The 25,964-nt window shown below is 50.5% G+C and carries 21 protein-coding genes; 12 read left to right on the top strand and 9 right to left on the bottom strand.

Annotation, left to right across the window (positions count from 1 at the left end; translation table 11 throughout):
• Positions 1–12: 12 nt before the first annotated feature.
• The 5 genes from ribH to hacA form a co-directional block, all read right to left on the bottom strand.
• Positions 13–429: a 6,7-dimethyl-8-ribityllumazine synthase gene (ribH, locus tag OXN82_RS07865; RefSeq protein ID WP_237779131.1), complete on the bottom strand. Its 417-nt coding sequence runs from the start codon at positions 427–429 to the stop codon at positions 13–15.
• A 97-nt stretch (positions 430–526) separates the two neighbouring features.
• Positions 527–1,720 (bottom strand): cysteine desulfurase, encoded by a 1,194-nt coding sequence (locus OXN82_RS07860; protein ID WP_321211293.1) that lies wholly within the window; start codon positions 1,718–1,720, stop codon positions 527–529.
• A gap of 4 nt (positions 1,721–1,724) precedes the next feature.
• Positions 1,725–2,705, bottom strand: a complete 981-nt coding sequence (locus OXN82_RS07855; RefSeq protein WP_321211292.1) for a 3-isopropylmalate dehydrogenase — start codon at positions 2,703–2,705, stop codon at positions 1,725–1,727.
• Between the two features lie 5 nt (positions 2,706–2,710).
• Positions 2,711–3,199, bottom strand: a complete 489-nt coding sequence (locus OXN82_RS07850; RefSeq protein WP_321211291.1) for a 3-isopropylmalate dehydratase small subunit — start codon at positions 3,197–3,199, stop codon at positions 2,711–2,713.
• A gap of 15 nt (positions 3,200–3,214) precedes the next feature.
• On the bottom strand, positions 3,215–4,471 hold the full coding sequence (gene hacA / locus OXN82_RS07845; RefSeq protein ID WP_321211290.1) for a homoaconitase large subunit: 1,257 nt from the start codon (positions 4,469–4,471) through the stop codon (positions 3,215–3,217).
• A 325-nt stretch (positions 4,472–4,796) separates the two neighbouring features.
• Here hacA and OXN82_RS07840 point away from each other — a divergent pair, with 325 nt between their 5' ends.
• The 7 genes from OXN82_RS07840 to OXN82_RS07810 all read left to right on the top strand — a co-directional run bounded on the left by OXN82_RS07840 (position 4,797) and on the right by OXN82_RS07810 (position 13,871).
• On the top strand, positions 4,797–7,175 hold the full coding sequence (locus OXN82_RS07840) for an OB-fold nucleic acid binding domain-containing protein (protein ID WP_321211289.1): 2,379 nt from the start codon (positions 4,797–4,799) through the stop codon (positions 7,173–7,175).
• A 21-nt stretch (positions 7,176–7,196) separates the two neighbouring features.
• The gene (gene radA, locus OXN82_RS07835) at positions 7,197–8,132 is read left to right on the top strand and encodes a DNA repair and recombination protein RadA (RefSeq protein ID WP_300477590.1); all 936 of its coding nucleotides are present in this window, start codon (positions 7,197–7,199) and stop codon (positions 8,130–8,132) included.
• Between the two features lie 18 nt (positions 8,133–8,150).
• Positions 8,151–9,050: an AEC family transporter gene (locus tag OXN82_RS07830; RefSeq protein WP_321211288.1), complete on the top strand. Its 900-nt coding sequence runs from the start codon at positions 8,151–8,153 to the stop codon at positions 9,048–9,050.
• 182 nt (positions 9,051–9,232) lie between these two features.
• A complete protein-coding gene (gene hdrA / locus OXN82_RS07825; RefSeq protein ID WP_321211287.1) occupies positions 9,233–11,212 on the top strand; it encodes a H(2):CoB-CoM heterodisulfide ferredoxin reductase subunit HdrA in 1,980 nt (659 codons plus the stop codon).
• A 192-nt stretch (positions 11,213–11,404) separates the two neighbouring features.
• Positions 11,405–12,676, top strand: a complete 1,272-nt coding sequence (glyA, locus tag OXN82_RS07820) for a serine hydroxymethyltransferase (RefSeq protein ID WP_321211286.1) — start codon at positions 11,405–11,407, stop codon at positions 12,674–12,676.
• Positions 12,677–13,372: a dihydromethanopterin reductase (acceptor) gene (locus OXN82_RS07815; RefSeq protein ID WP_321211285.1), complete on the top strand. Its 696-nt coding sequence runs from the start codon at positions 12,677–12,679 to the stop codon at positions 13,370–13,372.
• 106 nt (positions 13,373–13,478) lie between these two features.
• Positions 13,479–13,871, top strand: a complete 393-nt coding sequence (locus OXN82_RS07810) for a HEAT repeat domain-containing protein (RefSeq protein ID WP_321211284.1) — start codon at positions 13,479–13,481, stop codon at positions 13,869–13,871.
• Positions 13,872–13,910: 39 nt separating this feature from the next.
• Here OXN82_RS07810 and OXN82_RS07805 read toward each other — a convergent pair whose 3' ends face one another.
• Complete coding sequence (locus OXN82_RS07805; RefSeq protein ID WP_321211283.1) at positions 13,911–14,276, bottom strand: DUF192 domain-containing protein; 366 nt, start codon at positions 14,274–14,276, stop codon at positions 13,911–13,913.
• Positions 14,277–14,369: 93 nt separating this feature from the next.
• Between OXN82_RS07805 and OXN82_RS07800 the strand changes: the two genes are divergently transcribed.
• From OXN82_RS07800 to OXN82_RS07785, 4 genes are read left to right on the top strand one after another with little or no spacing between them, the layout of a single operon-like run.
• Positions 14,370–15,575 carry a methionine adenosyltransferase gene (locus OXN82_RS07800; protein ID WP_013296541.1) on the top strand — a complete coding sequence of 402 codons (1,206 nt, stop codon included), beginning with the start codon at positions 14,370–14,372 and terminating at the stop codon, positions 15,573–15,575.
• A gap of 22 nt (positions 15,576–15,597) precedes the next feature.
• Entirely contained in the window at positions 15,598–18,735 is a 3,138-nt protein-coding gene (gene ileS / locus OXN82_RS07795) for an isoleucine--tRNA ligase (protein ID WP_321211282.1), read from the top strand.
• A gap of 2 nt (positions 18,736–18,737) precedes the next feature.
• Positions 18,738–20,882, top strand: a complete 2,145-nt coding sequence (gene purL / locus OXN82_RS07790) for a phosphoribosylformylglycinamidine synthase subunit PurL (RefSeq protein WP_321211281.1) — start codon at positions 18,738–18,740, stop codon at positions 20,880–20,882.
• 8 nt (positions 20,883–20,890) lie between these two features.
• Positions 20,891–21,451 (top strand): diacylglycerol/polyprenol kinase family protein, encoded by a 561-nt coding sequence (locus OXN82_RS07785; protein WP_321211280.1) that lies wholly within the window; start codon positions 20,891–20,893, stop codon positions 21,449–21,451.
• A gap of 68 nt (positions 21,452–21,519) precedes the next feature.
• Here OXN82_RS07785 and OXN82_RS07780 read toward each other — a convergent pair whose 3' ends face one another.
• The 3 genes from OXN82_RS07780 to OXN82_RS07770 are packed head-to-tail and all read right to left on the bottom strand — an operon-like array spanning position 21,520 to position 24,629.
• Positions 21,520–22,644, bottom strand: a complete 1,125-nt coding sequence (locus OXN82_RS07780) for an ABC transporter permease (protein WP_321211279.1) — start codon at positions 22,642–22,644, stop codon at positions 21,520–21,522.
• Complete coding sequence (locus tag OXN82_RS07775) at positions 22,641–23,723, bottom strand: ABC transporter permease (protein ID WP_321211278.1); 1,083 nt, start codon at positions 23,721–23,723, stop codon at positions 22,641–22,643. Before OXN82_RS07775 ends, OXN82_RS07780 begins: the two co-directional genes overlap by 4 nt.
• On the bottom strand, positions 23,724–24,629 hold the full coding sequence (locus OXN82_RS07770) for an ABC transporter ATP-binding protein (RefSeq protein WP_321211277.1): 906 nt from the start codon (positions 24,627–24,629) through the stop codon (positions 23,724–23,726).
• 95 nt (positions 24,630–24,724) lie between these two features.
• Between OXN82_RS07770 and glp the strand changes: the two genes are divergently transcribed.
• Positions 24,725–25,939, top strand: a complete 1,215-nt coding sequence (glp, locus tag OXN82_RS07765) for a gephyrin-like molybdotransferase Glp (protein ID WP_321211276.1) — start codon at positions 24,725–24,727, stop codon at positions 25,937–25,939.
• The last annotated feature ends 25 nt before the right edge of the window (positions 25,940–25,964 follow it).

The following is a 25,964-nucleotide window of genomic DNA, read 5'->3' as shown; positions in this document are numbered from 1 at the left end:
TCTCCAGAAATATCAAATTTCGTTGAGTCTTCTGTACATCTTAACGGCTGCCTCAACGGCCCTCTTTGCATAGTCAACACGCTGGTGGGCTTCCAGCCTTGTCATACCGGGGCCGGATATTCCAAGGGCCACGGGCTTATCGTATTCAAGTGAAAGGTCCGCTATTTTACGTGAGGCGTGCTGGACCACTATCTGGTCATGGTCCGTTGCCCCCTCAATAACAGCCCCCAGTGTGATAACAGCGTCGATTTCATCATCCAGGAGAAGCTTCTTAACCGCGAGCGGCATATCGAACACCCCTGGAACAGCTATAACCCTTGTTATTTCGGATTCAAGAAATTTAGCATGTTCTTTTGCAAGTTCAAGCATCATATGTGTTATGTCATAGTTGAATTCGGCTACCACAGCCCCTATTCTGACATTTACCATTCAATACCTCCTTTAGAGCACAAGTGCGCCTGCAATGGTACTTAAGACCATTATGATTACTATGAGCAGTGCTATTATCTGTGCCTTATTCATCCCATCACCCCATCATTGCTATTTCCCTCAGGGTTTCTGCAAGGACCTCAATGTCCTCATCTGTATTGTAGTAGTGTATGGATGCCCTCACGGTGCCACCGGATTCATGAACTCCCAGGTGCCTCATGGCTGGTATCGCGCAGTGGTGGCCGCTTCTAACACAGACACCGGCGGTTTCATCCAGCAGCTTTGCAACGTCATGGGGGTCCATATTATCTATGTTGAAGGAAAGAATACCATAAATATTTTGGGGGTCACCATAGCACCGGATTTTGTCAATGGATGAAACCTCACTGTAGAGTTTTCCTGTCATTTTCAGGCCATGCTTTCTGATTTTATGGATTCCTATCCTGTTGATGTAGTCTATGGATGCCCCCAGACCTATGAAACCTGCTATGTTAAGGGTTCCTGCCTCGAACCTTGAGGGAAACTCTTCTAGGACGTAGTCATCCTCTGAGACATCAATGACTGTACCCCCACCCAGCATGAATGGTTCAAGTTCATCCTGGCACTCACTCCTGCAGTAGAGGAAACCTGTCCCCACCGGACCCAGCGTCCCCTTGTGGCCAGGGAAGGCTGCAAAGTCTGCCCCTAACCCCCTAACATCGACCTCCATGTGTCCAATGGACTGGGCCCCGTCAATCATGTAGAGGGCACCGTTTTCATGGGCGATCCTTTCAATCTCCTTCACATCCTGCACCGTGCCAAGAGCATTGGAGATGTGGGTTATGGTTACAAGCCGCGTGGTATCATCGACCGCCTCCTCAACCATTGCAGGGTCCACAACGCCATTTTCATCTGCCCTCACTATCCTTACATCAACACCCCTTTCACGGAGCCTGAGCCAGGGCAGGAAGTTTGAGTGGTGCTCGATGTTGGGTACAACCACCGAGTCCCCCCTCCTGAATTTGAGGCCGCCTGCCACAATGTTTATGGCCTCGGAGGTGTTCTTTGTGAATACTATTTCGTCCTCAGAGGCATTTATGAATCCTGCAACCTTTCTCCGGGCTTCCTGAAGTTTCATGGTTGCTTCAACTGCAAGTGAATACGCCCCGCGTCCTGTATTGGCGTTGTATCCTTCAAAGTAATCTGTCATGGCCCTCACAATGGGAAGGGGGGTTGGGGTTGTGCTTGCAGCATCAAGGTACACCTTCTCCCTGAGGAGGGGTATGTCTGCCCTCACGTCCTCTGTACGCACAGGATCACCCATCGATTCTTTTTGCTATTTCAGCAGCCATTTCCATTGTACCGAGGCTTCCACCCAGGTCCGGTGTAACCAGACCCTCTTCAAGGGTTTTTTCCAGTGCTTTCTGTATTTTCTGTGCTTCCTGTGTTTTGTTGAGGTGTTTTAGCATGAGTGCTGTTGTTAGTATCATTGCTGTGGGGTTTGCTATGTTTTTTCCGGCTATCTGGGGTGCTGATCCGTGGACTGGTTCGAATATTGCGTTTTTTTCTCCTATGTTTGCTGATGGTGCCAGTCCAAGTCCTCCGATGAGTCCTGCTGCTTCGTCTGAGAGTATGTCCCCGAATAGGTTGGTTGTGACGAGGACCTGGAATTCCTGGGGCTGTGTTATGAGGTACATGGCTGTGGCGTCCACGTAGTAGTCCTCTGGCTCCATCTCGGGGTAGTCTGATGCCACCCGGTAGAATTCCTCCCTGAACACCCCATCGGTTTTTTTAAGGACATTGGCCTTGTGCACCGCGGTCACACGACTCCAGCCCTCCCTCTTAGCATACTCAAAGGCAAATCGACTTATCCTCCTGGACGCAGGGCGTGTTATGATCCTCCTTGCAACCGCCCCATCAGAGGTGAACTCCTCATCACCCACATAGAGGTCCTCAGTGTTCTCCCTCACTATGACAAAGTCAAGGTCCGGGTAAAGGCACGGAACACCCGGAAGGGACTTCACAGGCCTCAAATTCGCAAAAAGATCAAATTCACGCCTCAGTTTAACTATAACATCCGCTGCACTTTCACCTGCGGCACCAAAGAGGGTGGCGTCCGCCTCACCGATGATTTCAATTGTTTCATCTGGAAGGGCTGTTCCTGTCATCTCAAGGCACTCATCTCCAGCCTCTGCATATAAAAACTCAGGGTCGAGGTCCAGTCCTTTGAGAACGTGGAGGGTGGCCTCCATGACCTCCTTACCGATACCATCCCCGGGTATAACGGCTATCTTCATGGTATTCACCCGTCAAATTCTCCCTTTTTTCTGAGGTAGGGTATGAGACCCCCACTTTCAAGTATCTCCACCATGAAATCAGGGAGTCTCTTGAAGGGGAATTCTTCATCTCCCCGTATTATAACGCCCCTTTCCAGGTCCACCTCTATCTCATCACCCTCATTGAGTTTATCTGTTATTCCTGGCGCCTCAAGGAGGGGTATGCCCACATTTATGGCGTTCCTGTAGAATATCCTGGCAAAGGACTCTGCAATAACAGCGGCTATTCCAGCACCCTTGAGGGCAAGGGGGGCGTGTTCCCTTGATGATCCACATCCAAAGTTCTTCCCGGCAACTATGAAATCCCCTGGCCTGACCTTTGAGGGGAATTCAGGGTCGAGACCCTCCATGACGTGTTCCCTGAGTTTTTCAGGGTCACGCATCACAAGGTACCTTCCGGGTATGATTATGTCGGTGTCCACGTCGTCGGGGAATTTCCAGACTCTTCCTTTCATATCTAAGCACCTCCACTATTCAAGTTCAGCAGGGTGGGTGATTCTGCCTGTAACTGCGGATGCGGCTGCAACCGCCGCGGATGATAGGTATACCTCTGCCTCTGGGCTTCCCTGCCGGCCCCTGAAGTTTCTGTTTGATGTTGAAAGGCTGACCTCTCCCGGCCCCACGAGTCCCACATGGCCACCGAGACATGGTCCGCAGCAGGGGTTGCATACCAGGGCGCCTGCGTCCACGAATATCTCCATGAGACCCTCGGAGAGTGCCCTGCGGTAGACCTCCCTTGAGGCGGGTATCACGAGCATCCTGACGCTGTCTGCAACCTTCCTGTTTTTCAGTATTGCAGCGGCATCCCTGAGGTCACTGAGGCGGCCGTTTGTACATGAGCCAAGGAAAACCTGGTCTATCTCAACATCCACCTCACTGACGGGCTTCACATTGTCAACGTTGTGTGGGCATGCCACCTGGGGTTCAAGGTCAGAGACATCAACCTCCATGACATTGAGGGAGGGGGCATCGGGGTCTGTCCTGAAGACCCTGTGGGGTTTATCTGATCTCCTTTCCACGTACCTTATGGTTTTTTCATCGGGTTCCACTATTCCGGTTTTACCTCCCATCTCTATTGCCATGTTGGAGAGCACCATACGGTCTGACACACTCATATCTGCGACGGTTTCGCCTGCAAATTCACAGGCCATGTAGGTGGCACCGTCTGCCCCTACATCCCCTATGATGTTCAGTATGACGTCCTTTGCATACACATGTTTTCTGAGTGAGCCGCTTATTTCGAAGCGTATCGTTTCAGGCACCCTGAACCACAGTTTTCCGGTGGCAAAGACCATTGCCATGTCAGTTGACCCTATACCGGTGGCAAAGGCCCCCAGGGCGCCGTGGGTGCAGGTGTGGGAGTCTGTCCCCACAATAACCTCTCCAGGCACCACGTGTCCCTTTTCAGGTAGCACCTGATGGCATACGCCCTCCCTGACATCATAGAAGTTCTCTATGCCCTGCTCCCTCACAAAGTCTCTCATTATCATGTGGTTCTGGGCCGCATCGAGGGAATCTGCAGGCACCTGGTGGTCGAATATAACAACGATTTTTTCAGGGTCCCAGACCCTGTCCCTTCCTATTCTTTCAAAGGATTCAACTGACAGGGGTCCTGTGAGGTCATGGGTCATGGCGACATCTATACTGGCCATAACTATTTCACCGGCCTCCACACGGTCTTTACCTGAAGCCCTGGCAAGTATTTTCTCAGAAACAGTCATAGACATCTTCTATCCTCCTTTAGCAGAATATAATGAAGGCATCATAAAATTTCCAGCAATGGATCCATGGGGCTGGCTGTGAAAATTAGAGCATCCTTAAAGTTCAGATGTCCCCATATGTTCACTGGATATCTGCATTCCACCTTCATACTGAAAAACTCGGCTGAATTTTACAGTTATATTTTCACCCACCATTAATAAATACTTTGATAATAAAATTTAAATATTCAGTAATACAAGGTAGTAACAGTTCCAGGAATATTAGTTTCCAGGACCTCACCAAGTCTTTTATAGACGGTGCATAATATTATTAATCAAGTGAGGGACCCAAATGAAGGAAGAACTTAAGAGGGAATATGAAAGGATTAAGGACAGAATGTCCCTTGAGGAATTTCAGGAGCTAATAGAGAAAAGGAAAGAGGAATATGGGGACGTAGGATTCATGGATGATGTTGCAATTGCAACGACGGTGGTTGATGAGATCCTCCGGGATGAAAATACGATGCTATCAGAGAAGGAAGAGCACAGGATGGACACCATATCCAAACTTGAGGAGGGTGCAGAGGCACCGGTGACAGGCAGGGTCATGAAAATATCAAGTCCCAGGACCTTCACAACAAGGAAGGGAAGAGAGGGAAAACTCGCCAATGTTATCATCGCAGATAATACAGCTGAACTTCGAACAGTTTTCTGGACAGAGAACATGAAGCTCCTCAAGAAATTCAATGAGGGCGATGTGATCAGGATAAGGGATGTTAGAATAAGGGGTGGATTCGGGGGCAGAAAGGAGGCACATCTCATGCCAAGGTCAAGGGTTGAGGTCCTTGACCCTGCGGATTTCCCGGACTTTCCAGAATACAGGGAGGAGATAACCCCCATCGCTGACCTTGCCGAGGACCAGGAGGTCAACGTCATTGCAAGAATAACAGGCATATCCCGGGTGAGGACCTTTGAGAGGGATGGCCGTGAAGGAAGGTTCATTTCCCTTGACATAATGGATGAAACAGGTTCAACCACATACACAATCTGGAACAACGATGTCAGCCTTGTGGAGGAGCTTGGTCTTAAGGAGGGAGACTCGGTTAAGATACTGGGGGCCCAGACAAGGAGAAGGGATGACAGTGTAACACTCACACACACCAGCCTCACAAGGATTGTGCCAGGGGAATATGATGTTCCCGAGTACAGTGAGAAGGTGGTTAAGATAGGGGACCTCCATGAGATGGAGAGCGCAACTGTGATGGGCCTTGTAACAAGGGTTCATGACCCTGTGGAGTTTGAAAGAAACGATGGAACAACGGGCTCTGTAAGATCCATTGAGATTACAGATGATACAGGCTCTGCAAGGGTAACACTCTGGGATGATGACACCCGCATAAAAATCAACAAGGGGGACATTGTAAGGATATCCGGTGCAAGGGTTGAATTTGATGAGTTCAACCAGTCATACCGCATAAACACAAACTTCAACACCCGTATCACCGTCAACCCTGAATCTGATGGTTCGCTCCTTAAGGTCCTTGAGGAGTACAGGGAACATCTGAGACCCCTCAAGATAGCCGAGATACTTGAAATGGAGGATGAGGGTGAGGAGGTAGATGTTGTAGGCAGGATATTCAGCCTCAGCGACCCGAGGGAATTTGAGAGGCAGGATGGGACCGGTATCGTGAGGTCAATGGAACTTGCAGATGAGACAGGCAAGATAAGGGTCAGCCTCTGGGACGAGAAGGCAGAAAAACCCCTGAATGTGGGGGACGCCGTGAGAATAGAGAATGCCAGAATAAGACTAGGGCTTTACAGCGTGGAACTCAACACAGGAAGAACAACCAGAATAGTGGAGCCCCTCCCAGAGGATATTGAAAACCTGCCCTCCTTTGAGGAGCTTGAGGAGATGCTCTACACCACAAAGAAAATTGATGAACTTGAAGAGGACGACAGGAACATAAGGATAATTGCGAGGGTGGTTGATCTCTTTGATCCCAGGGAGTTCCAGAGGGGTGACGGGACACCCGGCCTTGTGAGAACCGTTGAATTTGCTGATGACACAGGATCCATAAGGGCAAGCCTCTGGGATGATGCTGCGGAGAAACCACTGAGCATTGGAGATGCGGTGAGAATAGAAAACCCCCGCGTAATCTACAGGGATGATATGGGCGGAGAGAGACTTGAACTCAGCATAGGGAGAAATTCAAGGATTGAACCGGCAACTGAAAGGGATATCAGCGGGTTACCCTCCTTTGAGGAGCTCCAGGAGATTCTATATCCTCTTGTAAACATTGAGGACCTTCAGGAGGATTCAAGAAATGTCATGATAAAGGGTGAACTTACAGAAATGTCAGGCAGGAGGATTCTATCCATAAAGTGCCCATCATGCAATGAGAGGCTTGAACTCTCTGACGAGAACATCTGTAACTTCTGCGGCGCCCTTGTGGATGAGCCACGATACCTCCTCATGATCCCTGGAAGGATCATGGATGATACCGGCGAGGTCCTCATAACCTTCTTTGGAAGGGAGGCCGAGAAACTCCTAGAGATGTCCACGAGGGAGGTTGTTGATATCATAAACCAGTCTGCAGATGAATCAGCACTTGAGGAGAGGGTTGAGGACCTTAACGGCGTAACCGTGGAGGTTATCGGAAACGCGGATTTTGATGAATACAATGAGGAACCGAGGTTTATACCCAGAAAGGTTGTGAATATTGAACTTTAAAATGATTTAAGGGAGATTAAAATGGTTGAACTGGAAGATCTACCAAATGTAGGGGCCAAAACGGCACAGAAATTAAGGGACGCAGGCTTCGGGGACATGATGCGTCTTGCCACAGCCACCGCCAAGGAACTCTCTGTAAAGGCTGAAATTGGTGAGGGCGTGGCTGAGAAGGTGATAGAGGCCGCCAGAAGGGCTGAGAAGATAGACTTTGAAACAGCCTTTGATGTGATGGAACGCCGGAAGGACGTGGGCCGAATAACAACAGGGAGCAAGGCCCTGGATGAACTCATAGGCGGCGGGATTGAAACACAGGCAATAACTGAGGTTTTCGGAGAGTTTGGATCAGGTAAGAGCCAGCTATCCCATGAACTAGCAGTGACTGTGCAGCTACCAGAGGAAAGGGGTGGTCTGGATGCTGAGGCTGTATTCATAGATACAGAGAACACATTCCGTCCGGAAAGGATAGAGCAGATAGCCAACGCCTTTGAACTGGACCTTGAGGAGGTTCTCAACAGGATACACATTGCAAGGGCATTCAACTCAAGTCACCAGATACTCATGGCAGAGAAGGTGAATGAGCTCATACAGGAGGGCAAGAACATACGCCTTGTAATTGTGGACTCCCTCACAGCCCACTTCAGGGCGGAGTATGTGGGGAGGGAGGCCCTAGCAACAAGGCAGCAGAAGCTCAACCAGCACCTCCACACCCTCCAGAACATAGCAAACACCTACAATGCAGCTGTCTTCGTAACAAACCAGGTTCAGGCAAGACCCGACGCCTTCTTTGGAAGCCCCACAAAGGCTATAGGCGGACACGTCCTGGGCCATGCAGCGACCTACCGCCTGTGGCTCAAGAAGGGACTTGCAGGTAAGAGGATAGCGAGACTTGTTGACAGCCCCCACCTCCCAGAGGGTGAGTGTGTCTTCAAGATAACAGAAGCAGGTATTGTTGATTAAACCCTAATTTTGATTTTTATGGGCTCGTTTGAAACGGTTCTATCCATACTGATCCTTGTCCTCACAGGACATGCACTTAAACTGGGGGGCATACTGAGGGAGGAGGATGCATCACCCCTCAACAGGATTGTCATAAACCTTGCAATACCCTCACTGATATTCACGTCACTCTACAGGGCTGATTTAAGTGGAATAGCGGACCTGTTCCTGATACCACTCGTCTGTATAACCACCGGGGCATTATCTGGAGCCATAGCGTCCCTGTGGGCAGAAAGGAGGGGTCTGGATTCCAGGAAAACCTGGGGGATAATTGTTGCTGCGGCAATGATGAACTCAGGTTTCCTGGGTTACCCTGTAACTGAGGGAATATTTGGATCTGAGGGTCTTTTAAGGGCCATATTCTATGATACAGGCACAACAGTGATGTTCACATCCCTTGGGCTTATACTATCATTTATCTCAGGGGCTGAGGGGACTGCAGTCGTTAAAAGGGCAGCCACCTTCCCACCCCTCTGGGCATTCATACTGGGGGTTACCTTCAACCTGATGGGATTACCTGTGGGAATGGCAGGTACGGTTCTTGGATATCTGGCCGGTGCAGCGGTTCCCCTCATAATGATTTCACTTGGTCTCTCACTGAACTTCAGGTTCCTGAGGGATTCGCTGGTTGAGGCCACATTTGTGAGTGCCTTGAGGCTCATAGTATCACCTCTGATTGCCGCATTCATTGTTTACCTATTATCATTTAAGGGTCTGGACTTCTCTGTAACGGTCCTTGAGGCATCAATGCCCTCAGCCATGCTTGCAGCGGTACTTGCAATTGAAAATGACCTTGACGTTGACCTTGTATCATCGTGCATATTCATGAGCACAATACTGGGCCTCGTGTCACTGCCAGTATGGTCCATTATACTCTGAAAAATTTATTTTATATTTGGAATATAATGAAAATATTTTTGAATTTTATCCATTTCATGAAAATGAGTGTAATAGTATATAAATCTTACTTAAAGTTTTTGATAGAAATGTTTATTTAGCACTGTGCTATACCTTACATCAAATAAGTGTCATTGCTAGATATCTCTATGCAAGGTGATCTAATGGCAGAAGAAAAAAAAGAAACAATGGAAGAACCAAAAATCGGTGTTTACGTCTGCCACTGTGGTGTAAACATCGGCGGTGTGGTCGACATTGAGGCTGTAAGGGACTACGCTGCGAAACTACCAAACGTTGTGGTTGCAAAGGACTACAAGTACTACTGTTCTGACCCAGGTCAGCTCGAGATACAGAAGGACATCAAGGAACTCGGTATAAACAGGGTAGTTGTGGCTGCATGTTCCCCAAGGCTCCACGAACCAACCTTCAGGAGATGTGTTGAAGAGGCAGGACTCAACCAGTTCCTATTCGAATTTGCAAACATAAGGGAGCACGACTCATGGGTCCACATGGACAACCCTGAGGGCGCAACAGAAAAGGCCAAGGACCTTGTGAGGATGGCGGTTGCCAAGGCAAGGCTCCTGGAGCCCCTCGAGGCATCAAAGGTTAGTGTGGATGACAAGGCCCTTGTCATCGGTGGAGGTGTTGCAGGTATACAGGCCGCCCTTGACCTGGCCGACATGGGATTCAAGACCTACATGGTCGAAAAGAGGCCAAGTATCTCAGGAAGAATGGGTCAGCTGGACAAAACCTTCCCAACCCTCGACTGTTCAATGTGTATCCTTGCACCAAAAATGGTGGATGTCGGTAAACACGACAACATTGAACTCATAACCTACGCCGAGGTTAAGGAAGTTGACGGTTACATAGGTAACTTCAAGGTCAAAATCGAGAAGAAACCAAGGTACATAGACGAGGACCTCTGTACCGGATGCGGTTCCTGCGTAGAGGTATGCCCAATTGAAATGCCAAACTACTTCGACGAGGGAATCGGTATGACCAAGGCTGTCTACATACCATTCCCACAGGCTGTCCCGCTCTGCGCAACAATTGACAAGGACTACTGTATAGAGTGCATGCTCTGTGATGAGGTCTGTGAAAGGGGAGCCGTTAAACACGACCAGGAACCAGAGGAGATCGAAATCGAAGTTGGTACAATAATTGTGGCAACAGGATACGACGCCTACGACCCAACAGAGAAACTCGAATACGGTTACGGTCGACACACCAACGTCATAACAGGTCTTGAACTCGAAAGGATGATCAACGCATCAGGTCCAACCGATGGTAAGGTCCTCAAACCATCAGACGGTGAAAAACCAAAGAGGGTTGCATTCATCCACTGTGTGGGTTCAAGGGACGAACAGGTTGGAAAACCCTACTGTTCCCGTGTGTGCTGTATGTACATCATGAAGAACGCACAGCTCATCAAGGACAAAATGCCTGACACAGAGGTCACACTCTACTACATGGACATAAGGGCATTCGGTAAAGGATTCGAGGAATTCTACAAACGCTCACAGGAGAAATACGGAATCAAGTTCATAAGGGGACGACCCGCTGAGGTCATCGAGAACCCTGACCTCACACTCACAGTGAGATCAGAGGACACACTCCTGGGTAAGGTCACAGAGTACGACTACGACATGGTTGTCCTTGGTGTCGGTCTCGTGCCACCAGAGGGTGCAGAGACACTGAGGCAGACAATCGGTCTATCCAAATCTGCAGATGGCTTCCTCATGGAAGCACACCCAAAACTCAGGCCTGTTGACACACTGACAGACGGTGTGTACCTTGCAGGTGTGGCTCAGGGTCCAAAGGACATCCCTGACGCTGTTGCACAGGCTTCAGGTGCAGCTGCACGTGCAGCAATACCAATGGTCAAGGGTGAAGTGGAAATTGAGCCAATAATCGCAGTTACAGATTCCGACGTCTGCGGTGGCTGTGAGGTCTGCATTGAGCTCTGTCCATTCGGCGCCATAAGCATAGAGGAAGGGCACGCCAACGTCAACGTGGCCCTCTGTAAGGGTTGCGGTACCTGTGTGGCAGCATGCCCATCAGGTGCAATGGACCAGCAGCACTTCAAAACAGAGCAGATCATGGCTCAGATCGAAGCGGCACTCAACGAACCAGCTTCAAAATAGATGGGCTGGGACCCATCAAAACCTTTTCTTTTATCTCTTCTGATTTGATTCTGTTTCAAGGCTATTCCTGTAGCCGTCTTTTTTGCATCATCCTGCAGGATTCATCTGTTGGTCTCATGATTGGCTGCAAGTATAATAGCGGCACCAATTTTATATTGTAATTTTAACTATTTTCCTATGGAGATGATTTTCATGGTCAGCAATCAGGATTATACCGAGAGGATAAGAGATCTCATGAAGGATCATAACAGCTGGATGGAGTCAAGCATCAATCTCATAGCAAGTGAAAATATAACCAGTTCAAGGGTCAAGGAGGCCCTCATCTCTGACCTTTCACACCGCTATGCAGAGGGCCTTCCCGGCGAGAGGCTCTATGAGGGCTGCAGGTACATAGATGAGATTGAAGAGATCACAATTGAACTCTCAAAGAAACTCTTCAGGGCAGAGCATGCCAATGTCCAGCCAACGTCGGGTGTTGTGGCCAACCTCGCCTGCTTCTTTGCAACTGCAGATGTTGGCGACTCCATAATGGCCATGGAGGTCCCATACGGCGGCCATATATCACATGCCAAGGTCAGTGCAGCCGGTGTGAGGGGATTCAAAATATACACCCACCCCTTTGACTTTGAAAACATGAACATAGACGCCGATGCAATGAAGAAGAAGATCCTTGAGGTCAAACCAAGGATAATACTCTTCGGCGGAAGCCTCTTCCTCTTCCCCCACCCTGTGGAGGAGGCAGTTGAGGCCGCAGAGGAGGTGGGTGCAAGGATAATGTACGACGGCGCCCATGTCCTCGGCCTAATTGCAGGCGGATACTTCCAGGATCCCCTCAGGGAGGGCGCCGATATGCTGGTGGGAAGCACACACAAGACATTTCCCGGACCCCAGGGCGGCATAATCCTCTGCAGGGAGGAACTTGCAGATGACATAGATGAGGCTGTCTTTCCGGGACTTGTGAGTAACCACCACCTTCACCATGTGGCAGGCCTTGGAATAGCAACCGCAGAGATGCTTGAGTTTGGAAGTGAATACGCGGCACAGACAATCAGAAATTCAAAAAAACTCGCGGAAAGCCTCAATGAACTTGGATTCAATGTACTCTGTGAGCACCTTGACTTCACAGAATCCCATCAGGTTGTGATGGATGTATCAGACATTGGCAGGGCCGCCGAGATATCCAAGAGACTTGAGGCCAACAACATAATACTCAACAAGAACCTTCTCCCATGGGACGATGTTAACAGGTCAGACGACCCATCAGGAATAAGGATAGGTACACAGGAGATAACAAGGCGCGGAATGAAGGAGTCAGAGATGTCAGAGGTTGCAGAATATATAAAGAAGGTTGTTATTGATGGCAGGGACGTTAAGGAAGAGGTTTCAGAGTTCATGTCATCCTATACAAAGGTTCACTACGCCTTTGAGGAGTCAGAGGCCTACAAGTACATGGAGATCCGGTAGATGAGAATTGCCTGGGCATTCACAGGGGCCGGGCACCTCCTCCTTGAGAGTGTGGAGGCACTGGAGGAGATGGTTTCCAGGGGCCACGAGGTAACCATACTCCTATCAGGTGCCGCAGAGGAGGTTCTGAGGATGTACGGCCTCTTTGAAAGGGTCAGGAAACTTTCTGGCGGATACTACAGGGAACTTGTCCTTGAAAGTGAGGAGGGCTACAGCTTCCCCATAACAGGCAGGCTCTCCATGGGTAGGTATGACCTTCTGGTGGTATCCCCTGTAACATCCAATACCGTGGCCAAGATAGTTCATGGCATAGCCGACACACTTGTGACAAATGCCGTGGCCCAGGCAGGTAAGGGGGGAGTGCCGGTGTACTGCGTCCCGGTGGACCTTGAGGAGGGGGACGTTGAAACGGTCCTCCCATCAAAACTTGAACTTGAACTCTGCAGGAGATGCGAGCAGTGTCTTGCTGCAGCGGCATGTCCAGGGGACGCCATAGTGCCGGGGGTTGAGATAAGGCTCCTCAAGTGCAGGGGCTGCGGACTGTGTCAGAGCGCATGTCCATATGGCGCTGTCTCAGGTGGGAGGATAATAACCATCCACATGAGGGAGGTGGACATCAGAAACACAGAGAGGCTCTCCTCAATGGAGGGCATAACCGTGTTTGAGGGGCCCGGGGAAATTCTCGGGAACATATGACCATTCCAAAGCCCTCCAACATTACGTTTTAAGGTCAGCACCCATTCTCCTTCATAAAATTTAATTATCATCTGCAACAGAAATAATGGAGATAGGGGGTGTTTTAATGGAGGGCAAGAGGATTGATTTTCTCCTTGAGGAACTCAAGAACCCTGACTGGGTTGTGCGTGAGGACGCTGTTGAACTTCTTGCAGAGGTTGCAGATCCCAGGGCTGTGGAACCACTCATAGAGGCCCTTGATGACGAGGACTACCATGTCCGGGAGGCGGCTGCACTCGCCCTTGCAACCTTTGATGATAAAAGGGCTGTTGAACCCCTCAGGGAGCATCTTTCAGATGAGAAACCCGGTGTGAGGTACGCCTGTGCCCTGGCCATTGGAATACTCGGCGATGAGGATTCAGTCGAGGACCTTGAGGGCCTCCTTGACGATGAGAGCCCAATGGTTCGGAGGGTGGCGGAGGTTGCAATCTCCGAGATAAAGAAGAGGGCGGGATCCTAGCTCTCCTGGGATTTCACATTTTGGGTTCCTGAGGCGGAATCAGATGTCCTTAAATTCCAGCGTGTCGCCTATTCGGGTCCCGGTTTCATCAATTTTTCCCTTTTTAAGTTCTACAACATACCTTGCGGGTTTCACTGGATTGTAGACCTGCCATGGTTTGAGTTCAGCCATATCCACCACCCTCATATTTTTATCAACGAATAGAACGTCAAGCGGGACCAGCATGAAGAACATGTGTATCCCTGAACCGTATCTCCCACGTCCCTCGGGTATTTCAAGTACAAGTCCAGTCTCAACGTTCCTCCTGAGCATCAAACCCCTGAAACGTGAAAGGAATGTATCTGCAAACCTCACAGCACCAAGAGTGGCGCCCCTTGTCTTATTGAACACCTCTTTCTCCATCATAGATTCTCCTGAAAACACTGTGTTATATTTATTTATATCATCAGCTCAAAACCATAAACCATTACTGTGCATATTCATCAGGAGGTTATCAGTGTGAGAAATATTATCGTTGAACCCCTTAACCAGACACCAATCGAGGACCAGAAGGTGGAGATAGTTGAAAGGAAGGGCATAGGACACCCTGACAGTATAAGTGACGGGATCGCTGAATCAGTGAGCAGGGCCCTCTGCAACGCCTACCTTGATAGATTCGGTGCCATAATGCACCACAACACCGACGAGGTACAGATAACAGCCGGAGAATCCGCACCACAGTTTGGAGGCGGTGAGGTTATAAAACCGATAGAGATACTCCTCACGGGAAGGGGTATCGCCGAGGTTGATGGAGAGAAGATAGGCCTTGACAGGATAGCCATATCAGCAGCCAAGGAGTACCTCAGGGACAACATAATAAACCTTGATGTTGAGACCTGCACCGTGGTGGAGTGCAAGATCGGGCACGGCTCAGGGGACCTGAGGGACGTCTTTGCAAGGAAGGGAAGAGCACCCCTATCAAATGACACATCATTCGGGGTTGGATTCGCACCATTCTCAGAGACCGAGAGGATAGTGATGGAGGCAGAGAACCTCCTCAACTCCCCTGAATTCAAGAAGAAATACCCTGCAGTGGGTGAGGACATAAAGGTCATGGGGCTCAGGGAAAACGACAACATAACCCTTACAGTTGCCTGTGCAATGGTGGACAGATACGTATCAGACCTAGAGGAATACCTTGAGATCAAGAATGTGGTGAAGGATGAGGTATTCAAGCTGGCCTCAGGGATCACAGAGAGAAACCTTGAGGTTTTTGTCAACACAGCCGACCGCTGCGAGGACGATGAGCCATCAGTCTACATAACAGTTACAGGGACCTCCGCTGAGATGGGTGATGACGGATCAGTGGGAAGGGGTAACAGGGCCAACGGCCTCATAACACCCAACAGGCCAATGTCCATGGAGGCAACATCAGGTAAGAACCCCATAAACCATGTGGGTAAAATTTACAACCTCCTCTCAAACCAGATGGCCGCAGACATAGTTGAGAGCATCGAGGGAGTTAAGCAGGTCCATATAATGATACTCAGCCAGATAGGAAAGCCAATTGACCACCCCAAGGCCGCCACAGCCCAGGTGATCCTTGAGGACGGCTACACCATGGATGACATCACAGGAAAGGTTTCAGGAGTAATGGACGCATGGCTCGAGGACATACCAAGCATAACCGAGATGCTGGTCAAGGGCCAGCTCCGGACATTCTAATATCCATCTGAGGGAGAAATTCATGCCAATCCAGGAAGCCGAAAAATCCTACAAGCCCCATGTGATAGAGGAAAAGGTTCAGAGTTTCTGGGAAGAAAGGGATATCTATGAACGCGTGAAGGAACTGAGGGAGAAGGGCCCAAGGTATTCATTCCTGGACGGCCCACCCTACTGCAGCGGAAGGATTCACCTTGGAACAGCATGGAACAAGATAATGAAGGACTCCTACCTCCGCTTCAAATCAATGAGGGGTTTCAATGTCAGGAGGCAGCCTGGATGGGACACCCATGGCCTCCCAATAGAACACAAGGTTGAGGGGATCCTGGGTGTCAGGAGCAAGAAGGACATCGAGGATGAGATCGGAATAGAGGAATTTGTCAGGAAGTGCAGGGAATTCGCGGTTGAAAACAAGGCTGTGATGACATCCCAGTTCCAGCGCCTCGGGGTCTGGATGGACTGGGATGACCCCTACGTGACCTTCGACCCCGCCTACATGGAATCATGCTGGTGGACCCTGAAGAGGGCCCATGAGAAGGACCTCCTTTTAAGGGACCTCAGGGTGATAACGTGGTGTCCCCGCTGTGAAACGGCCCTGGCACTTGCAGAGATAGACTACCATGAGAAGGAGGACCCATCCATCTACGTGAAGTTCCCAGTCTCAGGGGACACGTATATACTGGTATGGACAACAACCCCCTGGACCCTTCCTGCAAACATGGCCGTTGCTGTCCACCCTGACTTTGATTATGCCCATGCCCGCCTGGATGGGGAAACCTACATAATGGCAGAGGCACTCGTTGAGAAGGTCCTCGGGGAGGAGGCGGAGATCATAAAGACCGTCAAGGGATCTGAACTTGAGGGCCTCACCTACAGGCACCCCCTGGATGAGGAGGTGCCATGCCACAGGGACATGGAGCACAGGATCATCCTGGGGGACCATGTGACACTCACGGAGGGTACAGGGTGCGTGCACACAGCCCCTGGTCACGGTCCAGAGGACTTCGAGATAGGTAAAGAATATGGCCTCCCGGTATTCTGCCCTGTGGACGAGGCAGGGGTCTTCACTGAGGATGCAGGGAAATATAATGGTAAATTTGTTAAGGACGCTGATTCTGACATAATAGATGACCTCAGATCAAAGAACCTCCTCCTGAGGGCAGAGACCATCAGTCACAGGTACGGGTTCTGCTGGAGATGCAAGACACCCATAATCTACCTTGCCACAGAGCAGTGGTTCCTCAAGATAACAGAGATAAAGGATAAAATGCTCAGTGAACTCGACAGGGTACAGTGGATCCCCTCATGGGCAGGGGAGAGCAGGTTCAGGAACTGGATAGAGAATGCAAGGGACTGGACCATCTCAAGGCAGCGCTACTGGGGGATACCCATCCCCATATGGGTCTGCGAGGACTGCGACAGCATACACGTTGTTGGATCAATAGAGGAGCTCAGGGAGCTGGCTGTTGAGGGCCAGCTTGAAGGGGACTTCATCCACAGGCCCCATGTTGACAGGATAATACTTGAGTGCGGTAGATGCGGGGGAAAAATGAAGAGGACACCCGATGTCCTGGACGTCTGGATAGACTCAGGGGTTGCAGGCTGGGCAGCCCTACACTACCCCAGAGAGAAGGAACTCTTCAGTGAATGGTTCCCCTACGACTTCATAACCGAGGGACATGACCAGACAAGGGGCTGGTTCTACTCACAGCTTGGCTGCGGTGTGATAGCACTTGATGAGACACCCTACCGGCGGGTGCTCATGCACGGTTTCACCCTTGATGAAGAGGGCAGGAAGATGAGCAAGTCCCTGGGGAACGTTGTTGAACCTGAGGATGTCATAGAGAAGTACGGGGCAGACGTCCTGAGGTTCTACCTTCTATGGGCCAACAAGCCATGGGAGGACCTTAAATTCGTATGGGACGAACTTAAGAATGTTAACAAGATGTTCAACATACTCTGGAATGTCTACGTCTTCGCAACAACCTACATGTCCCTTGACAGGTTCCAGCCAGGTGACCATGAACTGGAGGACCTCCACTTCAGGGATGAGGATCGATGGATAATCTCAAGGGTTAACTCTGTGGCCCTGAAGGTGACAGAGGCCCTGGATAACCTCCACTTCCACAGGGCAACCCGTGAAATCCACGACTTCATAGTGGAGGACCTCAGCCGCTGGTACATAAGGCTCATAAGGAGCCGCACATGGATAGAGAGGGACGACCCAGACAAGCTGGCAGCCTACCACAGCCTCTACACAGCCCTCAAGACACTGATAGTGACACTCTCACCCATAGCACCCCACGTATGCGAGGACATCTACCAGAACCTTGTGAGGGGGGCTGAACCCGACTCACCTGAGAGCATACACATGCTGGACTGGATGGTGAGTGAGGATGCGGTGGATGGCAAACTCGAGGCAGAGATGGACATCGTCCGCGAGATAATAGAGGCATGTGCAAGGGCAAGGGACACTGCAAGGTACAAGCTGAGATGGCCTGTAAGGGAGATAGTTGTGGTATCAGAGGACGAGAAGGTTCTGGAGGCCGCTGAATCCCTCAAAGGGGTTATAGCGGAACAGGCCAACGCCAAGTCCATCAGGACTTCAACTGAATTCCCTGATATGAAGATAATAGCCAAACCAAACCCCGCAACCCTGGGTCCAAAGCTCAGGCAGGACATGCCACCTGTCATGAGAAAACTTGAGGGGGCGGATGGCGCTGAGGTTAAAGCCGCACTGGAATCAGAGGGCAGCTTCAGGGTTGAACTGGACGGCAGAATAATCGTCCTGGAACCCGATGATATAATATTTGAGACAGAGCTCCCTGAGAACATCGTGAATGCACAGTTCGAGGGCGGAAGTGTATTCGTTGACACGGAACTCACACCTGAGATAATGAGCGAGGCAATGGCCCGCGAACTTGTAAGGAGGATCCAGGATATGAGGAAGGACCTTGACCTGGACGTTGAGGCCAGAATAGAGGTTTCAGTGAAATGCAGCCCAGAGTTCAGGGAACTGACCGAGCCCCAGAGGGAATTCGTTGAAAATGAGGTCAGGGCCAGCCATCTCTCCTTTGATTACACCGAACTCGAATACACCAAGGAATGGAAGATATCGGATGAAAACCTTATAATATCCATAAAACCTTTAGATAAGGTGTGAAAATGGTTTTAACAGATTCAGAGATTGAATTCATAAGGAAAGAACTTGGGAGGGATCCGAACCCCCTCGAATACGGGATGCTGGATGTGATGTTCTCTGAGCACTGCTCATACAAGAGCAGCCGCCCGGTCCTCGGCCTCTTCCCAACCGAGGGCGAGGGGGTAATCATAGGCCCCGGTGATGACGCCGGTGTGGTTGAGGTCACCGATGAGCTGGCCATGGCCATTGGAATTGAGAGCCACAACCACCCATCTGCGATAGAACCATATGGGGGTGCAGGTACCGGTATAGGCGGGATTCTGAGGGATATAATCTCAATGGGTGCCATGCCCATAGCCCTCCTTGACTCCCTTCGGTTCGGATACCTTGAGGACCAGAAATCAAGGTACCTCTTTGAACACGTGGTTAAGGGCATATCCGACTACGGGAACCGTGTGGGGGTTCCAACCGTCGCAGGCGAGGTTGAATTTGACGATAACTTCCAGCTGAACCCCCTTGTGAATGTTATGTGCGCAGGCCTTGTGCGCAAGGATGAGATAAAAAGGGGCATAGCCCCGCGGCCAGGAGACGCATTCCTCCTCATGGGGGGTAGAACAGGCAGGGATGGAATTCATGGCGTAACCTTCGCATCTGAGGAACTCACCAGTTCATCTGAACTGGAGGACCGGCCAGCGGTTCAGGTCGGCGACCCATTCACCAAGAAGATGGTGATGGAGGCGAGCTTTGAGATAATGGAGAAAATAGAGGTTTCAGGCGTGAAGGACCTCGGGGGCGGGGGTTTAACGTGCTGCATCTCTGAACTCGTGGCCAAGTGTGATAACGGTGCAAGGGTCAACCTGGAGGCGATACCTCTCAGGGAGGAGGGAATGACACCCTATGAGATAATGCTCTCAGAGTCGCAGGAACGCATGATATTCGTGCTCAGCCCTGACAGGGTTGATGAGGCAATGGAGATCTGCAGGAAGTATGAGCTTCCGGCCGCGGTCATAGGTGAGGTTACAGATACCGGAAGGATGATCGTTGAAAGCGAAGGGAAGGTTATAGCGGACCTGCCAGCAAAGCTCCTCGCGGATCCCCCGGTGATTGAAAGGGAGGCAAAAAAACCTGATTTACCCGAGGGGCAGGTGGAGGTCCAGCACCCCCCTCTCACTGAAGCGCTCCTTAAACTCCTGTCATCACCCAACATTGCAAGCAAGAGGTGGGTTTACCGCCAGTACGACCATGAGGTTCAGATAAGGACCGTTGTGAAGCCAGGTGATGATGCGGCGGTCCTCAGGGTCGATGAGAAGACTGGAGTTGCGCTAACCGTTGACTGCAACAGCATCCACACAAAGCTGGACCCGTACGGTGGCGGCGCAGCCTCTGTGGGGGAGGCAATAAGGAACGTTGTTTCAATGGGCGCCTGGCCACTCTGCATAGTGGACTGCCTCAACTTCGGAAACCCGGAGAAACCGGAGGTTTTCTGGCAGTTCAGGGAATGCGTGAGGGGAATGGCTGAAATGGCAGAGACCTTCGGCACGCCGGTAATAAGCGGTAACGTGAGCTTCTACAATGAAACCGAGGGGGTTACAGTGAACCCCTCCCCAGTGGTTGGAGTTGCAGGGAGGCTACCACTTGATAGCATAAAGACAATGGATTTCAAGGCCGAGGGCGAGAAGATAATCGTCATCGGGCATACAAAACCTGAACTGGGAGCCTCAGAGTACCTAAGGACGGTCCATGGCATTGTTGATGGCAAGCCACCTGAGACAGACCTCAGGGCAGAATTTGACGCTGCGAACTCAGTCAGGAGGATAATTGAGAGATTCGGGGATAAGGTAACGGCAATCCATGACTGTTCAGCAGGCGGTATAGGGGTTGCAGTTGCTGAGATGGCCATAAAGTCAGGTATCGGGGCAACCATAGACACAGGGAAGATCCCTGGAAGCTTCAGTAACATCCATGAGGCCCTATTCTCTGAATCAAATGGAAGGTACATCATAACCGTGACGGGATCCGTGGAGGAAATAATCCAGGAACTTGAAGTGCCCTGCGCTGTGATAGGAACCACTGGAGGCGACACCCTGAAATTTGATGATGTAGCACTGGATGTATCTGAACTCTATGATGCCTACCATGGGGTTATTGAGGCATACATGTCCACATAGGTGTTTTTTTGAGGTACCGGAGGGAGTTCTTCAGGCAGATCATACATGCAGCAGGCATAGTCTTCGTGATCCTTGCAGGCTACCTTGGCTCCCTCCCCATGGTGGCCCTCTCCCTCGCAGCAGCACTCATGGGTGAGTTGATATTTCAGCTTGACAGAAGGTTCACCCTCCCCTTCTTTTCCTATGTTCTGAGGAGCTGCCGGAGGGATGATACCGAGAGGGGCTTCATCTACTACTTTCTGGGAATGGCCCTCACCTATGCCCTCTTTGGTTTTAACATTTCAGTGGCCAGTGCCTCAGTTATAATACTCACCCTGGGTGACTCACTCTCCACAATCATCGGCAGGGAGTATGGTTCACATCCCCTCCCATTTAACCCTGATAAGAGCATTGAGGGTTCAGCGGCCTTCCTTTTAGCAGGGTTCCTGGGGGCCCTCTTTTTCCTTGACCCCCTAACCGCACTCACAGGGGCTATTGCGGGCATGCTGGTGGAGGCCTACACCCCGGTTGAGGATAACATAACCATTCCCATCGGTGCCGGGGTTGTGATGCTGCTCCTCGTCCACTGAACAGATTTTTTTGTGAGGATTCAGAGTCTTATAACGTGATGAGACAAAAAACATGCTTTTTTTGAATTTCAGAGTCTTATGACTCCCTCCCTCCTGAATGAGACCACTGAAGCCGCAAAGAGGATTACAGATAAAAGGGCCGCCGGTAACATGTCATATATGAGACCCGGGTTGAGATATGGGCTCGATGAGAGCTTGACCATTATGATGCTTGGTATGAAGCGTATTATGGGGTTGAAGATGCCCATATCCATGAATAGGGGCACGAAGAGCAGGAACGTTGCAAAGAAGAGCACCACCGTGATGGCAGAGTTGGCCTCCTTTGTGCTGTCTGCGAGGATGGATATGAAGAGACCGGTCCCTGTGAACCCCAGTCCCGTGAGGAACATTATGATGGACAGCAGGGGGATATTGTAAACAGGCACCCCAAGGAGCATCACTATCCCGAGCCACAGGAGGCTCTGAATGAATGAAAAAATGAGCGCAGGGGTTATCTTACCAAGAATGATGCTGGTCTCGGATAGAGGGACCATCAGGAGGACCTCGAAGGTTTTTCTTTCCTTCTCGCCAACCACGCTGTCGGTTACAATGTTACTACCAAGGAAGAATGGGAGGAAAACCACGAAGGGTATTATGAAACCGTACATTATCTCCACAAAGTAGGAGCTTTCAACTGCAAGGGGAGCATACCGGTCCCTGTTAATGGGGATAATTTTCAGTTTAACAGGATTCTCCAGGGCTTTAACTGTGGATGATGGAATCCCCGCCTCCCTGAACTGTTTCTGCTCCGCGTACCATGAGGTGGCACGCTGAAGCCTTTCGCTCATGATGGTGTAGAATGCACTGCCGGTGTCTGCTTCGATACGGACATCCCCACCGCTTGTGTAGACAATGGCAACCACCCCTGAACCCAGACTTTTCCGGGCATCAGCAAGATCCGGGAATTTCGTAACACCCAGACCCTCCCTCTCAAGGCCCTCAATGAGCAGACGTTCATCCCCCACAACACCCACCTTGAGGAACCTGGAACCACCCCACTCCCCAATGAGCTCTGGATCCGCTGCAACAGAACTTACAACTGCAAGTCCATAGGCACCCAGTATTATTATGACCTGCACCAGGACAAGCAGCATGTAGATCCTGTTTGAGAATATGTCCCGTGCCTCCTTAACTGTAAGGGCCTTCAGTTTCATGGTCTCACCATCAACCTTAAAATACCGGGCCTTGGACCAAAAACCACATCATCCCTGCCGAATAATCTGACTGCAAGGCCATAGAAAAGGATGTTGAGTATGAGGACCGAGAACAGGGGCGGTATGAGGTCAGCTGCATTCAGGTTAACTCCTGATATCAGCTTTATGGTGAGGGTCATGGGTGAGAGGGCTCCTGAGGAACCGGCCATGTAGGCGAGGGCCGGCACAATCAGGTATGCTGCTGCGATTATGTAGGCAAAGGTTATACCTATCCCTGCCTCACGGTAGTTCTTTGCATAAACCGATATGAGTGCCGTGAGCCCTATGATGGGTGTTGATGAGAGCACAACGGTTAGATAGGCACCTGCCGGGTTGCTTATCTTGAAACCGGCCGCCATTATGAGGCTCATCCATACACCCACCTGCAGCGCCACCGTTGCGGTAACAGAGAGGCACTTTCCGATGATTATTTCAGAGCGCCTTATGGGCATTGCGATGAGGGCTTCACCTGTTTTCCTTTCCTTTTCACCCACGATACTGTCCACCACAAGGTTTCCGAACAGGAAAACCGGGAGAAAGAGGAGAATGGAAACCATGACACGCCTCACAAGCTGAAGTGGAAGGGCCTCACCCTGTGTCTCCTCACGGACCTCAGGTCTCGGCGTTGGGGTTTCAATGAGTTCCCTGGTTATAATGGTGGAGGCCCTCTCAACCGCGGCTTCCACCTCGTCCCTCACAACGGTCCTCCTTGGATCAGAATAGTCAAGGTAGAGTGTTGCATTCAGGGGGATGCCGGTGAAGTTATCGACCAGGAGCCTGGAGGCCGCACCCCCATGTATATAGAGGACGTCGGGGTTCAGCTGCCTGGAGATGATACCTGAGGGGTCGGTGATACTGAGCTCTGCAAAACCCCTGAGGGAGGGTGTGAAGGTGTTTCCCTCACCGATCATCTCAATGAAGCCGCTGAACATGAATATGGTGAGTGAAAGCACCAGTATCTGGAATAGGAATATGAAGAGGAATTTACGGCTTCTGAATGTTCCCCTGAGTTCCCATTTTGTAACTGTTAGGAGATTCATCTAGGACCCCTTCAGGCTCTGTATGAATACGTCGTTGAGTGTTGCCTCCCGGGTGTTCACACTGAAGACAGTTCCAGGGATATTCTCTATAACCTCTGTTATGGATTCACGGCTACCAAGGGATAATCTGATGATTTTACCATCGATTTCAACGGATTTAACACCACTCACCTTCATAAGAGAGCCCCTGCTGATCAATGAGGGCTCTGAGACCTTAACTTCAAGTATCAGGTCCCCCTGGACCCTGGATTTGAGTTCATCGGGGGTTCCAATGTCTAGTATGCGCCCCCTGTTTATTATGGCGACCCTGTCACAGAGGTAGTCGGCCTCCTCCATGTAGTGGGTGCAGAGTATCATGGTCCTTGAGCCCTTTAGATCCCTTATGAATTCTCTTATTGAGAATGCTGTCGCCGGGTCAAGGCCCATGGTGGGTTCATCGAATATTATGATTGGAGGGTCATGTATGAGGGCCCTTGCTATCCCGATCCTCTGCCGCATGCCCTTGGAGAATGTGTTTATGGGGTCCGCTGCACGTTCACTCATACCCACGAGTTCAAGTAACTCGTATATTCTATCATCCAGCACATCCCTGGGGACACCATAGAGCTCACCGAAGTACCTCAGGAGATCTGCAGCCCTGAAACGCTCATAGAGGTTGGGCTCCTCTGGAAGATAACCTATCATTGCTTTAACCCTGAGTGGGTCCCTGGTAACATCATAGCCACCCACATGGACTGTGCCAGAGTCAGGGTGCAGTATCCCTGCTATTATGCGTATTGCGGTGGTCTTACCGGCACCGTTGTGGCCGATTATGCCCATGAGTTCCCCTTCCCTCACACTGAAGCTGAGGTTATCAAGGGCCCTGATTCTTCCAAAGCTTTTAGAGACAGAGTCCACCTCTATCATGAAACCTCCATGAATCAAAGATTCTTTTCCAGCTGGGAATTTATATCCCCCTTTATATATAATAGTATAAACAGTACTTAAGCGGTGATGGTCACATGTTTCTATCAGAACTCATACCAGTGAGGGATGCATTCAGGATTCTTGATGAAAATCAGAGATCAACTGCGACTGAAACCCTTAATCTCTTATATGCCCATAAAAGGGTTCTTGCGGAGGATTTAAAAGCCAGATTTGACTCCCCACCCTTTGACAGGTCAGCGATGGATGGATACGCGGTGAGGGCAGAGGATACATTCGGTTCCTCCCCTGAAAATCCATCAAGATTCACTGTCACAGATTCCATAGGGGCCGGGGATGTATCTGATGTGGATGTGGGTAGGGGTGAGGCTGTTAAAATCGCAACAGGGGCCCCCATACCCCGCGGAGCAGATGCTGTTGTCATGGAGGAATACACTGTCGGCTCAGGGTCTGAGATCAGTGTTGTAAGACCGGTGTTTCCTGGAGAGAACTTGGCACCGGCAGGAGAGGATTTCAGGGCAGGGGATACCATCCTGAGTAAAGGAACCCTCCTCAGACCTGCAGAAATTGCCATGGCGGCATCGGCAGGTTACAGCCAGCTGAGGGTGTATAAAAGGCCCTCGGTAAAGGTGATAATAACAGGTAATGAACTCATGGAGCCTTCAGCGGACCTTGAACCAGGCAAGATACCCAACTCAAACCTCTACACCCTCAAGGCCCTTGTGGAGAGTGCAGGTGGAGAGGCAGAGGTTAGCCACGCCCCCGACGACATGGATATCATAGTGGATGAAATCAGAGGGGGAGTGAAGGAACATGACATGGTCATAACAACCGGAGGAACCGCTGTAAGCAGGGGAGACGTGGTTGTGGATGCTGTGGACAGCCTTGGCGACGTACTCTTCCATGGGGTGGCAATGAGGCCAGGGAAACCTGTGGCATTTGGAATTGTTGAGGGTAAACCTGTGTTCATGCTTTCAGGGTATCCTGTCGCCGCCATGGTGCAGTTCGATGTCCTTGCAAGGTATTATCTTCTCAGAATGCAGCACCTGGATTACAGGCACAGAACAGTGAAGAGGCGGTGTCTTGGTAAGGTCGCATCTGGACCCGGCAGGACGGAATACGTGCGGGCAAATGCAGATAACGGAACGGTTAAACCCGTCCAGAGCAGGGGTTCGGGTATAATAAGGTCAATGGTGGAGTCAAATGCCTACATAGTGATAGATGAGAACCTTGAGGGCATAGCTGAAGGTGAGGAGTGTGAGGTCCTCCTCTTTGATTCAATGACACTCTGAAACCCTGCCAGCATATATAAATGGG

Origin of the sequence: Methanothermobacter sp. DP (assembly GCF_026692625.1) — an archaeon.
Taxonomy (GTDB): domain Archaea; phylum Methanobacteriota; class Methanobacteria; order Methanobacteriales; family Methanothermobacteraceae; genus Methanothermobacter; species Methanothermobacter marburgensis.
This window is presented reverse-complemented; position numbering and strand designations above follow the sequence as displayed.